At 53.9% G+C, this 13,911-nt stretch carries 13 protein-coding genes and 1 pseudogene; 12 read left to right on the plus strand and 2 right to left on the minus strand.

Features of this window, described 5'->3' with window-relative positions; all coding sequences use genetic code 11:
• The first annotated feature begins 165 nt into the window (after positions 1-165).
• From ACTRWH_RS18695 to ACTRWH_RS18715, 5 genes are read left to right on the plus strand one after another with little or no spacing between them, the layout of a single operon-like run.
• Positions 166-651, plus strand: a complete 486-nt coding sequence (locus tag ACTRWH_RS18695) for a PaaI family thioesterase (RefSeq protein WP_085680930.1) — start codon at positions 166-168, stop codon at positions 649-651.
• Entirely contained in the window at positions 648-1,139 is a 492-nt protein-coding gene (locus ACTRWH_RS18700) for a PaaI family thioesterase (RefSeq protein WP_085680928.1), read from the plus strand. Before ACTRWH_RS18695 ends, ACTRWH_RS18700 begins: the two co-directional genes overlap by 4 nt.
• Positions 1,129-2,031, plus strand: coding sequence for an alpha/beta fold hydrolase (locus tag ACTRWH_RS18705; protein ID WP_085680926.1), 903 nt, complete (start codon positions 1,129-1,131; stop codon positions 2,029-2,031). Before ACTRWH_RS18700 ends, ACTRWH_RS18705 begins: the two co-directional genes overlap by 11 nt.
• A gap of 37 nt (positions 2,032-2,068) precedes the next feature.
• On the plus strand, positions 2,069-3,121 hold the full coding sequence (locus ACTRWH_RS18710) for an efflux RND transporter periplasmic adaptor subunit (protein WP_085680924.1): 1,053 nt from the start codon (positions 2,069-2,071) through the stop codon (positions 3,119-3,121).
• Positions 3,118-6,156, plus strand: a complete 3,039-nt coding sequence (locus ACTRWH_RS18715; protein ID WP_085680922.1) for an efflux RND transporter permease subunit — start codon at positions 3,118-3,120, stop codon at positions 6,154-6,156. Before ACTRWH_RS18710 ends, ACTRWH_RS18715 begins: the two co-directional genes overlap by 4 nt.
• A 306-nt stretch (positions 6,157-6,462) precedes the next feature.
• Here the strand turns inward: ACTRWH_RS18715 and ACTRWH_RS18720 are convergent, their stop codons facing one another.
• Positions 6,463-6,789 carry a transposase gene (locus ACTRWH_RS18720; protein WP_470368385.1) on the minus strand — a complete coding sequence of 109 codons (327 nt, stop codon included), beginning with the start codon at positions 6,787-6,789 and terminating at the stop codon, positions 6,463-6,465.
• 340 nt (positions 6,790-7,129) lie between these two features.
• Positions 7,130-8,072, minus strand: a pseudogene (locus tag ACTRWH_RS18725) (transposase family protein); the annotation flags it as partial.
• Positions 8,073-8,250: 178 nt separating this feature from the next.
• On the opposite strand from ACTRWH_RS18725, the gene ACTRWH_RS18730 reads away from it, so the two are divergent.
• The 7 genes from ACTRWH_RS18730 to ACTRWH_RS18760 form a co-directional block, all read left to right on the plus strand.
• Positions 8,251-9,606, plus strand: a complete 1,356-nt coding sequence (locus ACTRWH_RS18730; protein WP_228210724.1) for an SRPBCC family protein — start codon at positions 8,251-8,253, stop codon at positions 9,604-9,606.
• A gap of 19 nt (positions 9,607-9,625) precedes the next feature.
• Positions 9,626-10,120, plus strand: coding sequence for an aromatic-ring-hydroxylating dioxygenase subunit beta (locus ACTRWH_RS18735; protein ID WP_228210723.1), 495 nt, complete (start codon positions 9,626-9,628; stop codon positions 10,118-10,120).
• A 77-nt stretch (positions 10,121-10,197) separates the two neighbouring features.
• Complete coding sequence (gene benC / locus ACTRWH_RS18740; RefSeq protein WP_007152425.1) at positions 10,198-11,211, plus strand: benzoate 1,2-dioxygenase electron transfer component BenC; 1,014 nt, start codon at positions 10,198-10,200, stop codon at positions 11,209-11,211.
• 10 nt (positions 11,212-11,221) lie between these two features.
• Complete coding sequence (locus tag ACTRWH_RS18745; protein ID WP_007152424.1) at positions 11,222-12,007, plus strand: 1,6-dihydroxycyclohexa-2,4-diene-1-carboxylate dehydrogenase; 786 nt, start codon at positions 11,222-11,224, stop codon at positions 12,005-12,007.
• A gap of 182 nt (positions 12,008-12,189) precedes the next feature.
• A complete protein-coding gene (locus ACTRWH_RS18750) occupies positions 12,190-12,516 on the plus strand; it encodes a 2Fe-2S iron-sulfur cluster-binding protein (protein ID WP_007152423.1) in 327 nt (108 codons plus the stop codon).
• A gap of 5 nt (positions 12,517-12,521) precedes the next feature.
• Positions 12,522-13,445 (plus strand): catechol 2,3-dioxygenase, encoded by a 924-nt coding sequence (locus ACTRWH_RS18755; protein ID WP_085680910.1) that lies wholly within the window; start codon positions 12,522-12,524, stop codon positions 13,443-13,445.
• 31 nt (positions 13,446-13,476) lie between these two features.
• On the plus strand, positions 13,477-13,911 hold a 435-nt coding region (locus ACTRWH_RS18760), incomplete at its 3' end, for an aldehyde dehydrogenase family protein (RefSeq protein WP_462826726.1).

Consider the following 13,911-nt stretch of genomic DNA (forward strand, 5'->3'; position numbering starts at 1 on the left):
GAGCCATTTCCCTCAACAGATTCTTGACTTTTGGTTGGTTAACCAACCAAAATCCAGAAACGAATGTTATTCGGCAGAAAGTGACATGGCAATGACTTATGAAAATCAGCTGTTTCCCATCATTCCCGCCCCTGTGTGGAATGCAAACCGGAGTGCGCAGATCTGATGACGGATTCGAACAGAGTTCAGCATAGTGATGCTGTGTCGACGGCGTGGCAGTTCACCGAACAGGTTCCTCACGGCAGGGATCTGGGTATGCAGGTTGTCTCTGTGAACGGAAACCAGGTATGCATGCGCCTGACCCCTGAGTCTTGGATGTTCGCCGAAGATAGTAGCGAAGAGATCTGCACCAGCGTGCTCTACTCGCTGGCAGACTCGGCCAGTGGACTGGCGGTATTCGCAGAAGCCCGGGAGTTGTCGCCCACTGCCACGCTGGATTTGCGCATGGATTATTTGCGCCCTGCCATTGGCGACCGGGCCCTGTTAGCGGTGGCCACCTGTCGTCATTTAACGGACGAGGTCGCGTTCATCCATTGCGACATCCTCAGCGAGAGCGATAGTGCACTGTTAGCGACGGCAAACGCCACCTTCATGCGCAACACCCAGGGCCAGCGATTCCAGGCCGGTGGACGAAAAAAGGAGGGCGCATGAGCACGACTGGCGATTCGGCACAACCCATCTCAGGCCCTACCGAAAGCGGGAAAGAATGTTCCGACTGGGGAGCCCTGCTGGAGCGCATTCCCTACGCACGGCATCTTGAGCTTGAGGTTCAACGCTATGTCGCAGGTCTTGTGGTTCATATGCCATGTCGTGAGGCCCTGATTGGCAACTTTATGCTCCCCGCCCTCCATGGCGGAGTTATTGGTGCACTGATCGAACTCATTGCGCGGGTCGCTGCGCAAAGCCAGGATACAGAGACACGTTGCCCACGCATTCTCGACAGCCACATCAATTACCTCCGCTCCGCGCAGGCCCGATCGACTTTCGCCAGCGCCGAGATCGTCCGGCAAGGCAGGCGGACCAGCCTGGTCCGGGTGACCTGCTGGCAGGGCGATAAGAGCAAACTGATCGCCAGCGGTCAGGTTCAGTTGTTGCTCCCGACGATGGCGGACAAACAAGCAGACCTTCATGAACAATAAGCACAACAGACCTGAACGCGAGGAATTCCAGGCGCCGGATGGCGCGGAGATCGCCCTGTGGCGCTGGTGGCAATCCAAAGCGCGCCCCACGGTGCACTGGGCCCATGCCACGGGTTTCCATGGTCGCCTGTACCACCCCCTGCTTGACGAGCTTGCCACGGACGTCAATGTCCTGGCCTGGGACATGCGGGGGCATGGGGCCAGCGCCGGTGCGACGAACGTGTCGACATTCCGGGGCTGGGAAACCTATTATCGCGACATGACCGCTCTGCTGGAAAGCCTGGACGAGCCGGTCTGGCTCGCCGGCCATTCCATCGGTGCCACCACCAGCATCATGGCCGCTGCCCGACGGTCAGACAAAGTGCTGGGCCTGATTCTGGCGGAGCCGGTGATCATGGATCCGGGGCAGGGCCTGAAGCTGTGGCTGGCCAAACTGCTACGCCAGTCACATCGGTTGTCACTGGCCGCCGGAGCCGCACGTCGGCGCAGGGTATTCGATTCGCACGCTGCTGCGCTGGACAACTATCGTGGCCGCGGTGGCTTCAAGACCTGGCCCGAAGCGTGGCTGGAAGCCTACATCCAACACGCTTTCCTGCCGCAGGACGATCAAGTTCGCCTGGCGTGTGCGCCGGAGTGGGAGAGCACCACCTTTGCCCATACCGAACACAACCCCTGGCCCGGTATTCGTCAGTTGCGGTGCCCGGTTATCGCGCTGGCGGCGGAACGCGGGTCAACCTTCTCACCGGCGGCGCGAAAACGCCTGCAGACCCTGCTGCCTTCGGCTGACGTCAGGGTTATTGAAGGTACGACCCATTTTCTGCCCATGGAGCAGACGGAAACCGTTCGCGATGCCATCCTGCAACTTGCTTTGTCCGGACACCGCGAGAGCTGATACCCACACCTTGATTTTGCCAATCGGGACACCTGCCATGCGCTGTATGCTGACACTGTTTATCTCGCTGCTCATTCTGTCTGGTTGTCAGCAGTCTTCGGAACCGCCCCCAGAGGCCCACGCCCCTATCCCCTGGGTAAAAACAGTTGAACTGAAGGATGCTGGCCCAACAGCGCAGAGATTTTCAGGGACCCTGCGAGGCCGCCACGAAGTTCCTCAGGCCTTTCAGATCGCCGGTCGGATTCAACATCGTTACATCGATCCCGGTCAGCGCGTGGAAAAAGGCGACTTACTGTTCAAGCTCGATACACGAGACCTTTTAGCAACGGCGGAGGGAGCCGCCGCGGATCTGAAGCGTGCAGAAGCCGCCCTGGCAATTGCCACCAATGAGCTCCAGCGCCAGCAGCAACTTGTGGGGCGTCAGTTTGTCAGCGAACAAACTCTGCAACGCCTTGAATTGGCAGAGCGTGAGGCGCGCAGCCAGGTGGAAACGGCTTCTGCACGCAATCAGCAGGCTCAGAATGCCTTGGGGTATGCGGAACTAAAAGCCGCTAATGCGGGCGTGGTCACTGAGGTCATCGTTGAACCCGGCCAGGTTGTGGGTGTGGGACAAACCCTTGCCGTTCTGGCTGAAGATCAATCGCTGGAAGTCGAGGTTTTTTTACCAGAGGGCAGTAATCCCCCCGAACGCGGTTATCTTCCTTTACCTAATGGCGAACAGCTTGCTGTGAGTCTGAAAGAGATTGCCGGGGCTGCCGACCCCCGAAGCCGGAGCTGGCGTGCCCGATACAGCCTGGAGGGCCCCTACCCCTCGTCTTTAACCCTGGGTTCGGTGGTGAGTGTGCGGTTATCACAGAAGCAAACCGCGTCCAGCCATCGCGTACCGCTGGGTGCCCTCGATGAGAGAGGGCAAGCGCCGCAGATCTGGTTGATCTCCGACGGCACGGTGAAGCCCCTTGCGGTCGAGGTTATTGATTTGGGCGAGGAGTATGCGCAGATCAAGGCCGATATCAACGTGGGAACGCTTATCGTCGCATTAGGGACACACCTGCTCACGCCTGGCATGGCGGTGCGGGAGCTGACTCAATGAGCTTACCGAATCTTTCCGCGCTGGCAGTGCGCGAGCGTTCGGTCACCCTCTTTTTTCTTTTGCTGTCCGTTGTTACCGGTTTCTACGCGTTCTCGTCCCTTGGCCGGGCGGAAGACCCTGCGTTCACCGTCCGGGCGATGGTGGTTTCTGTCGTCTGGCCAGGAGCAACCCCCGAGGTGCTGCAGAATCAGGTCGTGGATCGTCTGGAAAAGCGAATTCAGGAGGTGGCGTATTCCGATACCATTGAAACAACCATCCGGCCCGGGCAGGCCGCCATGCTTATCCGATTCCAGGATTCTACGCCCAGCAAAAAAGTGCCGGACCTCTTCTATCAAGTCCGCAAACGAATGCTCGATGAGAGGCCCAACCTGCCCCGGGGTGTGATCGGCCCCATCGTCAACGATGATTTCGCGGATGTGTATTTCTCCCTGCTGGCCCTGACGGCACCCGGGATGCCGATGCGTGAACTGACCCGAGAGGCAGAATCGATACGGGATCGCTTGCAACGGCTGCCCGGCTTGCAAAAAGCACAGCTCTTGGCGGAGCGTCCTGAGCGGGTGTATCTCGAATTTGATCAGGACCGGCTCAACAACCTCGGTTTGTCGGCAGAAGAGGTGTTGCAGGCGATAGAGGCCAACAACCGTCTTCAGCCTCTTGGCTTTGTTGATATTGCCGGCCCGCGGGTTTATGTCCGCAGCAACATCGACCTGTCTGACATTGAACGCCTCACCTCAGTACCTCTGCGTATCGGAGACCAGCATATCACCGTGTCTGATCTGGCCGAGGTGCGTTTAGGTTATGAAGATCCTTTGAACTACATCGTCCGCTCCAACGGTGAGGATGCGATCCTCCTGGGTGTGGTCATGCGTGCGGGTGAAAATGGCCTGGAATTTGGCGAGCGGCTGCGCGAGTTTGTCAGAGCTGAACAGGCCAGACTGCCCCTGGGAATGTCAATACAGACCCTGACCGATCAGGCGGAAGCGATTACTCAGGCGGTTGATCTTTTTCAGGTCAAGTTTCTGGTTGCGTTGGTCGTGGTGATGGGGGTCAGCATACTGGCGATCGGTCTGCGCGCGGGTTTGGTGGTGGGCATTGCGATTCCTGTGACCCTTGGCCTGACCTTTTTATTGATGAAAATGGCGGGCATTAACCTGGACCGCATCACCCTGGGTGCCTTGATTATCGCACTGGGCCTGTTAGTGGACGATGCGATCATCGCCATTGAAATGATGATTGTGAAGATGGAGAGCGGCTGGGACCGGGTGCGGGCAGCCAGTCATGCCTGGAGCATAACAGCCGCGCCCATGCTCTTTGGCACGCTGGTGACGGTGGCCGGATTTGTCCCCATCGGATTTGCCCAGTCCGGGGTGGGAGAATACACCGGCAACATCTTCTGGGTGCTGGCTTTTTCGTTGTTAATTTCCTGGGTGGTGGCGGTAACCTTTACGCCTTATCTGGGCGTCAAACTCTTGCCCGATTACACCGGGCATACGGGCCAGGACCTCTACCAAAGCGCGTTTTATCAGCGGTTGCGCGGGGTGATCACAGCGTGTGTACAGTACCGGAAAACCGTCGTTTTTATCACAGTGGGTTTGCTGGCGATCAGTGCTTTCGGGATGGCAACCCAGGTGCAGAAGCAATTTTTTCCCAGTTCTGATCGCCCCGAAGTTCTGATCAGTGTCTACGCTCCGCAGGGGAGCGCTATCGCCACCACGGATCAAAGTGTCAGACGCCTGGAAGCGATTCTGATGGACATGCCGGAGGTGAAAAGCCTTTCTGCTTACATCGGTGCCGGTGCGCCCCGATTCTTCGTATCGGCCAACCCCGAGCAGCCGGACCCGGCATTTGCCAAGTTGATTGCCATTGGGCAGGACGTTGAAGGGCGCGATCGCATCATCTCGGCACTGGAAGCCAGAGTCGCGGCGGGTGAATTTCCGGAGGCACGAGTGCGTGTAACGCGTTTGCTGTACGGTCCCCCGGTGGTCTGGCCGGTCAGTTTTCGTGTGCTGGGTCCGGAAGCCGATCAGCTCAGAGAGATCGCGCACCAGATCCGGACTCTCATGACCGGGCATCCGAACATCGTCATGCCGCATCTCGAATGGGATGAGCGCGTACCCACGCTCTATCTTGATATGGACCCGGAAAATCTGGGTTGGATGGGCCTGACCCCGGCGGAAGTTGCCCGGCAACTGCAGTTCCAACTTCGCGGAGTGGCCGTCACCGAACTGCGCCAGGGCATAAGGAGCGTTCAACTGGTGGCGCGTAATGCCCGTGGCGAAGTGATCATGCCGGAAGATCTTGAGATCAAAACCCGCGACGGCCGCAAACTTTCCGTACAGCAACTGGGCAAGTGGCAGGTTCGTTACGAGGACCCCGTCATAAAGCGTTACAACCGTGACCCCTTCCTGGCCGTTCAGGCCGATGTAGAAGGTGCCCAGCCACCGGATGTCACCAAGGAAATCTGGAGTGCGATGATCGCCCTGCGTGAACAGTTGCCGGAGGGTTACCGTATTGAAATCGGCGGTACGGTGGAACAATCAGCCAAAGCCAATGCGTCCATCCAGACATTACAACCGGTGATGTTGGCGTTGATGCTGATCTTAATCATGCTTCAGATGCGTTCATTTATCGGCACATTGACCGTTCTCGCCACCGCGCCACTGGGTCTGATTGGGGCTGTGCTGGCTTTGCTGCTGTTTAATCAACCCTTTGGCTTTACCGCGTTGCTGGGACTGATTGGCCTGGGCGGCATCCTGATGCGAAATACCATGATTCTGACCCAACAGGTGCAGGACAACTTCAAAGCAGGGATGGTTGCCCGGGAAGCCGTGGTCGAGGCGGCAGTCCAACGCGCCCGCCCTGTGGTGCTCACTGCCCTGGCGGCCGTTCTGGCGTTTGTACCTCTGACCTTTGACCTGTTCTGGGGGCCGCTGGCTTATGTCCTTATCGGGGGCGTAGCGGTCGGCACTCTGATCACGCTATTGTTTGTGCCGGCGCTTTATGCCCTCTGGTTTCGTTTAAAGAGCGAAAACTGATGAAGGTCGGAATAGCGTCAAGTTTTGTTAGCAAGTACTTTTCAATTAGGTCTGCCAGGGAGGTGTTTGAATTCTGAGATAATCCTCGCATACGATCTGTCGTCACACTCCTTTTCTTAATATCTAGTCGCCCCGCCTGCCCATGCGGGGAGTTATACTGATGCCCAGCCAGCCAGCCAGCCAGCCAGCCAAGCGAGTAGGCCGAGGGGGATAATGAATAGACGGCGCTTCCGTAAACGCAGCATGCTCCCATAAAGGAGCATGCTTTGGAAGTTCGCTGCAGGCTTTCATAAAGTTACCAACTCTTTAATGATGCCACGCTGCCGCAAGAATTCGAAGCTCTGACAGAGCGTCTTCCATCGCCGGGTGGCTCAGGTTATAGAACAATTGCATGCAGTGGACTCGCTGCATCGCGGACAACGGATACGGAGGTCGTCCTTTCGGGCCTTTGGGGTAATAACGGGCTACCTTCTTCTCCAGCTGCTTCCAGTAAATCAATTTGCCCGTTCGCTCCAGAAAGATTTCGCGGCGGGGTTTCCGCTTCTTGGTCTGGTACTCTGCTTTGGAGAAGGTGATCTGGTCGATGGTGGCAACGAATTCTGTGCAGTTGATGATGTCCGTATTATCGCTGATTTTGGGGACTAATTCTGAGACTTCTTAACACGCTGATGCTGTTTGTGTTTTTCTGGTGTCAGACAATATCCCGATAACACTATTGGGATGTTAGGATACTTTGTTTGTCATAACTTGAATCAGTTACTCCACCTCCTCAATATACCCGGGCGGGCACGCCCCAAGCCAATTTGTCCAGGAATATGGCCAAAGTTGAGCTATTGATTCCCAACCTTCCCAGGCAAAGCCGGTCGTTGAGTCGAATTGATCAATTTGTGGTTAGTTCATGAGATTCAGACAATAGACAGTGGTCCCGGTTAGGGCGCCGGGTGAGTTAAAGGTGACGGGATGTTCGAGTGACTTATCCGAAAGAGGCAAGACCTCGATAGAGGTCCCGACAAATGACAAAACCCGGAAAGTGTCGGCCAAATCGCAGCAGCCATTGTCGGCCGCTGTGAATTAGTCGGCGCGCCATGTAAATGAGGTCTTGCATCATCATCTTTAGGCGACGGCGTTCGGCTGGGTGGCGCATTCGGGCCGGTGAGTCTCTGGCCCATCCAGCGCAGCAGGTTGTATACCATTGTGGCGAAAGCTATTGCCAGGTTGTTGGTGTGGAGCTTGCCCGAAGGTAGACACTCCAGGTCCAGGTCGGTCTTGAATTCACTGTAGAACTGTTCACTGATGGCGTGGTAGCTACACAGTGCCATGACTTGCTGCTCGTTGGCGATGTCGGCTGGTAAGGTCGCGATCCAGCCTTCGAGGCTAACGTCCGGTTCCAGATACAGCTGTCCACTGGCGTCGCTGATGTGCACGGTCTCCTTGAGGACTCGGCGGAACCCGAGCTCGTCCGAAACTTCTTCTGACAGTACCGCTTCCATCTTGTCGTCACGGTCCAGGTTCCAGGCGCAACAGAATGGGCTTGTCCGTGGGTGTCCGGGCCTGAGGCAGAATTCGCCGGAGCGTGTCTAGGAAACCGTTGTTGGCATGCTGGCTGCCAGGGCGCAGCTCGCAACCCAGGCACCAGCCCCCCGCCCCTGGGAAGCGGCTATCGGGAGATGGCCGTCATCCCCCTTGTTGACGCCTTCCTTATGGGACTGCCTGTTGTCCTTGGGAAAGGCATCCACATTCAGCGCGACATGGCCCAGCCTCAAGGGCGATATCGGGGCTTCGACGGACTGAATAAACTCAACGATGGCCTCAACCAATACGGGCGTCAACGCCTGTCCATCCTCATCAATTCGCTGTGGCAACTGCGGAGATGGTTGTGATTGCAGAAGCCGGACAATGAATGCAGTAATAGGATTTCGATCTCTGACTAATTTAGAGAATATTAACGCGAACCATCGTTGTTTATCTCCATGTTGGGTCTTTGTCCCTTGCCTTGGTGAGGGACCTTTTTAAGAGTCTCGACTCGGTAGTCTTATACGTTGATAACTACAAGTTTGGTTCATTCTCTATTAATTGAGAAGTCGTGAGGTATATATGTCAGACCGCATAAAAGAGAAAATCGAGTCAATGCTTGTCACGGATTCGGAGAAAGGAATTTATAAGCTACGGAGGGATGCCTTCACTGATGAGGAAATTTTTGAGCTAGAAATGAAGTATATTTTTGAAGGTAACTGGGTATATCTTGCCCACGAAAGCCAAATTCCAAAAAATAACGATTTCTTTACGACCTACATTGGTCGACAGCCGGTGATTATAACGCGAGACAAAGCCGGCAATCTTGATGCCTTCCTCAATGTTTGTACTCACAGAGGAGCGATGCTCTGTCGGACGAAGAAAGGTAACAAATCCGTTATGACATGCCCCTTTCATGGCTGGAGTTTTAGTAATTCGGGGAAATTGCTCAAAGTTAAGGACGAAAAAGATTCGGGATATCCTGATTCATTCAACTGTGAAGGCGAACTGAACCTCAAAAAGGTTGCGAAGTTCGAGTCTTACCGTGGATTCCTTTTTGGAAGTCTGAATCCTGATGTGCAAGAGTTGAAAGATTATCTGGGTGAATCTACAAAAATAATCGATATGATCATCAACCAATCGGAAGATGGTATTGAAGTTCTACGAGGTGCTTCCACTTATACGTTCGATGGTAACTGGAAGATGCAGGCAGAAAATGGTGCAGATGGATATCATGTTTCGGCTGTCCACTGGAACTACGTTGCTGCAGTTGCAAGAAGAAAACAGGGTCTATCTAAAACTAATGCAAAGACTTTGGATCTTAGTACTTGGAATAAGCAAAAAGGAGGATTTTACGCCTTCGAGAATGGGCACATATTATTATGGATGCAAGTGCCGAATCCAGAAGATAGACCATTGGCTGAAAAAAGACAAGAGCTCTCCAGAAAGTATGGTGAGAATAAGGCGGATTGGATGATTTCCAATATGAGGAACTTAGGAATTTATCCAAATGTTTTCTTAATGGATCAAACGAGTACTCAAATTCGTCACTTTCGCCCAATCTCACCGACTAAAACTGAAGTGACGATATATTGCTTTGCGCCTAAGAACGAAAGTGAAGGTGCGCGTACTCTACGTATTCGGCAATACGAAGATTTCTTTAATGCTACTGGTATGGCAACACCGGATGATCTAGAGCAGTTTCGTTCCTGTCAGAACGGTTTTCAAGCTTCCGAGGTGCCTTGGAATGATCTTAGTCGAGGGGCTAAGCATTGGATTGATGGGCAAGATGAAGCGGCGAAAGATATTGATCTATTTCCGCTGCTAAGTGGTGCTAAAAGCGAGGATGAGGGGCTGTTTGTAGTTCAGCATGAACATTGGGCTAATACGTTAAAAAACATACCTGATGAGGAAGGGCGAATTATTTATAAAAGATGAAATTATCTGGAGAGATGTTATGACTTTTTATTACGAAAAAGTTTGTGGATTTTTATATTCCGAAGCCCGCTGTTTGGATGATAAAGATTTTGAATTCTGGATTCGGCATTATGATAAGAGTGTCGAGTTTTGGATGCCCTCTTGGGATGATGATGGTAATCTTACAAGTAACCCAAGAACCGAAATTTCACTGATGTACTATGATAGCCGTGACGGCCTCGAGGATCGAGTATTTCGTATCCAGACCGATCGGTCGGGAGCAAGCAGTGAGCCCGATCCCAGGACGCTTCATTCGATAAGCAATATAGAGATAACTGATGCTAGTAAAGAATCATGTAGTGTTCGGTATAACTGGATAACAAAAAGTTTTAGATATAATAAAGTAGATACATATTTCGGTGTCACGTTCGTTGAGTTGATTGTTAATAGTGACGAGAATTATGCAATCTCAAGAAAGAAAGTAATATTGAAAAATGACTATATAGATCATGTGCTGGACATCTACCATGTGTGAGTTGTCTACAAATTTATGGTCTGAACTTCTCACGGTCGTCCTTCCTGGTTAACCGTTTGATGAAAAGGTAGTAAAGAATGTATAAGGTAGCGCTCAATTTTGAGGACGGCTTCACTCGATTTATTACAACCTTACCAATGGAAGCAGTGGCGGACGCGGCGTACCGATCCGGAATCAATATTCCGCTCGATTGCCGTGACGGGGCATGTGGCACCTGTAAATGCCACTGTGAGTCCGGCAGCTACGAGATGGGTGGGTATATCGAGGATGCGCTCTCTGATCAGGAGGCTAGGCGCGGATATGTTTTGACCTGCCAGATGATTCCGGAGTCGGATTGCGTCGTCACAGTACCGGCTTCCTCTGAGGTTTGTATAAGGAGTCAGCAGGCCGATTTACGCGCCAAGCTTTTTGACATCAATCGCTTGTCAGAATCAACTTTGTCATTCACCGTTGCCAGTGATGAGCTGCGTGCCATGCACTTTTTGCCGGGACAGTATGTCAAAGTGCTGGTGCCGGGAACTGATCAGTGGCGTGCCTACTCCTTCAGTTCCTTAATCAACCAAGCTGATGGGTCGGTGTCCTTTCTCATCCGTGTAGTACCCGAAGGTCTGATGAGTACCTATATGACAGAAAAGGCCAGGGTAGGTGACAACATCACGCTGTGCGGTCCGTTCGGCAGCTTCTACCTGCGTGACATCCAGCGCACCGTACTGATGCTGGCTGGTGGCACCGGCCTCGCACCCTTCCTGGCGATGCTGGAAAAGATCCAGCGGGATGGCTGTGCACACCCGATCCATCTGATTTACGGCGTCACTCACGATGCTGACTTGGTTGACATGGATAAGCTGGAATCCTTCGCAAACGCCATCGATAACTTCACATTCAGTTCCTGCGTTGCCTCTAAAAATAGCAGCTGGCCACAGAAGGGCTATGTCACCGACTATATAGAACCCGGACACCTGCATGATGGCGATGTGGACATCTACCTCTGTGGCCCGCCGCCGATGGTAGAAGCGGTGGACTGCTATATGCAGGAAAAAGGTATTCAGCCAGCCAGCTTCCACTATGAAAAATTTGCGGCAAGTAAATGAGGATAGCTAAATGAGAGTTGAACGTTTTGAAAACCGCGTCGTTGTGGTGACCGGTGCTGCCCAAGGTATTGGTCGTGCTGTTGCCCTTCAGATGGCTGCCGAAAAAGCTAGCCTGCTGCTGGTGGATCGCTCCGAGTTCGTCAAAGAGGTGGCCGAGGAGGCCCTGGACGCTGGCGCGGCAAGCGTCCAGATAAGCGTCGTTGATCTGGAACGGTACGCGGATGCCTGCAAGGCAGTCGATTTGGCGGTAAGTCATTTTGGCCGCATCGACATATTGATCAATAACGTTGGCGGTACGATCTGGGTCCAGCCCTATGAAGTCTACGAGGAAGTGCAGATCGAAGCCGAGATTCGTCGCTCCTTGTTTCCGACCCTTTGGTGTTCCCATGCAGTTTTGGCACAGATGCAAAAGCAGCAAAGTGGAGTGATCGTGAACGTGTCATCCCTTGCAACCCGAAGTACTAACCGTGTGCCCTATGCGGCGGCCAAGGGTGGCGTAAACGCTTTGACCGTGTGTATGGCGTTTGAAAATGCCAAATATGGAATCCGTGTCAATGCAGTAGCACCCGGTGGTACTGATGTTGGCCCGCGGCGGATTCCTCGTAATAGTGAAGCCATGAGCCAATTGGAGAAGGGGTGGTATCAGGCTATCGTTGATGAGGCTACCGAAACGAGCTTCATGAAGCGCTACAGCGTACCGGAAGAGCAGGCCAATGCCATACTTTTCCTGGCGTCTGACGAGGCTTCCTATATCACAGGTACGGTGCTGCCGGTGGGTGGCGGGTATCAGGGGTAACCTAACCCTTTGCTCCAATTAAGAAGTTCGCACTGATTACGCCGGTGGTTGAGTAGTGCGCCTTTGCCTCAAGTTAGGAAGATAGTTTCGAACTAACTATGGAGAAATGCTTGGGAGCGGCTGACGGCACGTTTGAAATGTAACGTTGGGCTCCTCAAGGAGATCTGATTTGAGGGTGAGCCATGGCCGGATTTCAGGTGTCTAATCGCACAACGGGAGACCGCTTTACCTGCCAGGAGGGCCAGAGTGTGCTCAAGGCTATGGAGCAGAGGGGTCTGAAGTGTGTTCCTGTGGGCTGTCGGGGTGGTGGTTGCGGATTTTGTAAGATCCAAGTTCTGGAAGGGCACTTCGAGTGCGGCAAGATGAGCAGGCGGCATGCCCCGCCCGAAGCCGTTGAAAAAGGCGAAGTTCTAGCCTGCCGGATCTATCCTCTGACGGATCTAATCATTGAGTGTATGCCTCTTCCTGAGAGGACACTTGCGAAGCAAACAACAAAACTGTTGAGGTGATTGCCATGAAAAAGGGTGTCATGCGTCCCGGCCACGTCCAGATCCGCGTTCTCGATATGGACGAAGCCATTGAGCATTATACGGGCTTGATGGGTCTGATTCAAACCGATCGCGACGACCAGGGGCGGGTGTATCTGAAGGCCTGGTCTGAAGTGGACAAGTTCTCCGTGGTCCTGCGCGAAGCGGACGAGCCTGGCTGCGACTTCATGGGCTTCAAGGTGGTTGACGAAGAGGTCCTGGTCCAGCTGGAAAAAGACCTGGTGGATTACGGCGTTGACGTTGAGCAGGTACCGGCAGAGGAGTTGAAGGATTGCGGTCGTCGTGTTCGCTTCACGGTGCCTTCCGGCCACGCCTTCGAGCTGTATGCCGATAAGCTCTATACGGGTAAATGGGGTCTTTCCAGTGTTAATCCGGAGGCCTGGCCGCGTGGTCTGAGGGGCATGAAAGCCGTGCGCTTTGACCACTGTCTGTTTTACGGTCCTGAGCTGGCGGCGACTTACGATGTTTTTGTCAATGTCCTGGGCTTCGATCTGGTCGAGCAAGTATTGGATCCGGAAGGCACACGGGTGGCGCAGTTCCTGACCGTCTCCATGAAAGAGCACGACGTGGCGTTTATCCATCACGAGGAGAAGGGCAAGTTCCACCACGTCTCTTTCCACCTGGAAACCTGGGAAGACGTCCTGAGGGCGGCGGACCTGATCACCATGACCGATACGTCCATCGATATCGGTCCGACCCGTCACGGTCTGACCCACGGCAAGACCATCTATTTCTTCGACCCGTCCGGCAACCGCAACGAAGTGTTCTGTGGCGGTGATTACTTCTACCCGGATCACAAGCCGGTCACCTGGAAGACGGAAGAGCTTGGCAAAGCGATTTTCTACCACGACCGGGCACTGAACGAACGGTTCATGACGGTGCTGACCTAACCCAATACTGGCTTCACGGGAATGAGCAGCAATGAAAGACATAAAACACTACATCAACGGACAGTACGTTGGGTCGGCCAGCGGCAAGCTCTTCGACAACATCAATCCGACTAACGGCCTGTTGATCAGCAAGGTTCACGAAGCCGGCCGGGAGGAGGTGGATGCCGCCGTCAAGGCTGCGAAAGCGGCCTTGAATGGCCCTTGGGGCAAGATGACGCTGGAGCAACGGACCGGCATCCTGCACAAGGTGGCCGACGGCATCAACGCGCGATTTGACGAGTTCCTCGAGGCAGAATGCCTCGACACCGGCAAGCCGAAGTCGATGGCTAGCCACATCGACATTCCCCGGGGCGCTGCGAATTTCAAGGTGTTCGCTGACATGGTCAAGAACGTGCCCACGGAATCCTTCGAGATGCCAACACCGGATGGCACCGGAGCCCTTAACTATGCCGTTCGTCGCCCCAAA

The sequence above is a fragment of the Marinobacter sp. G5_S1_61_S3 genome, assembly GCF_054968585.1.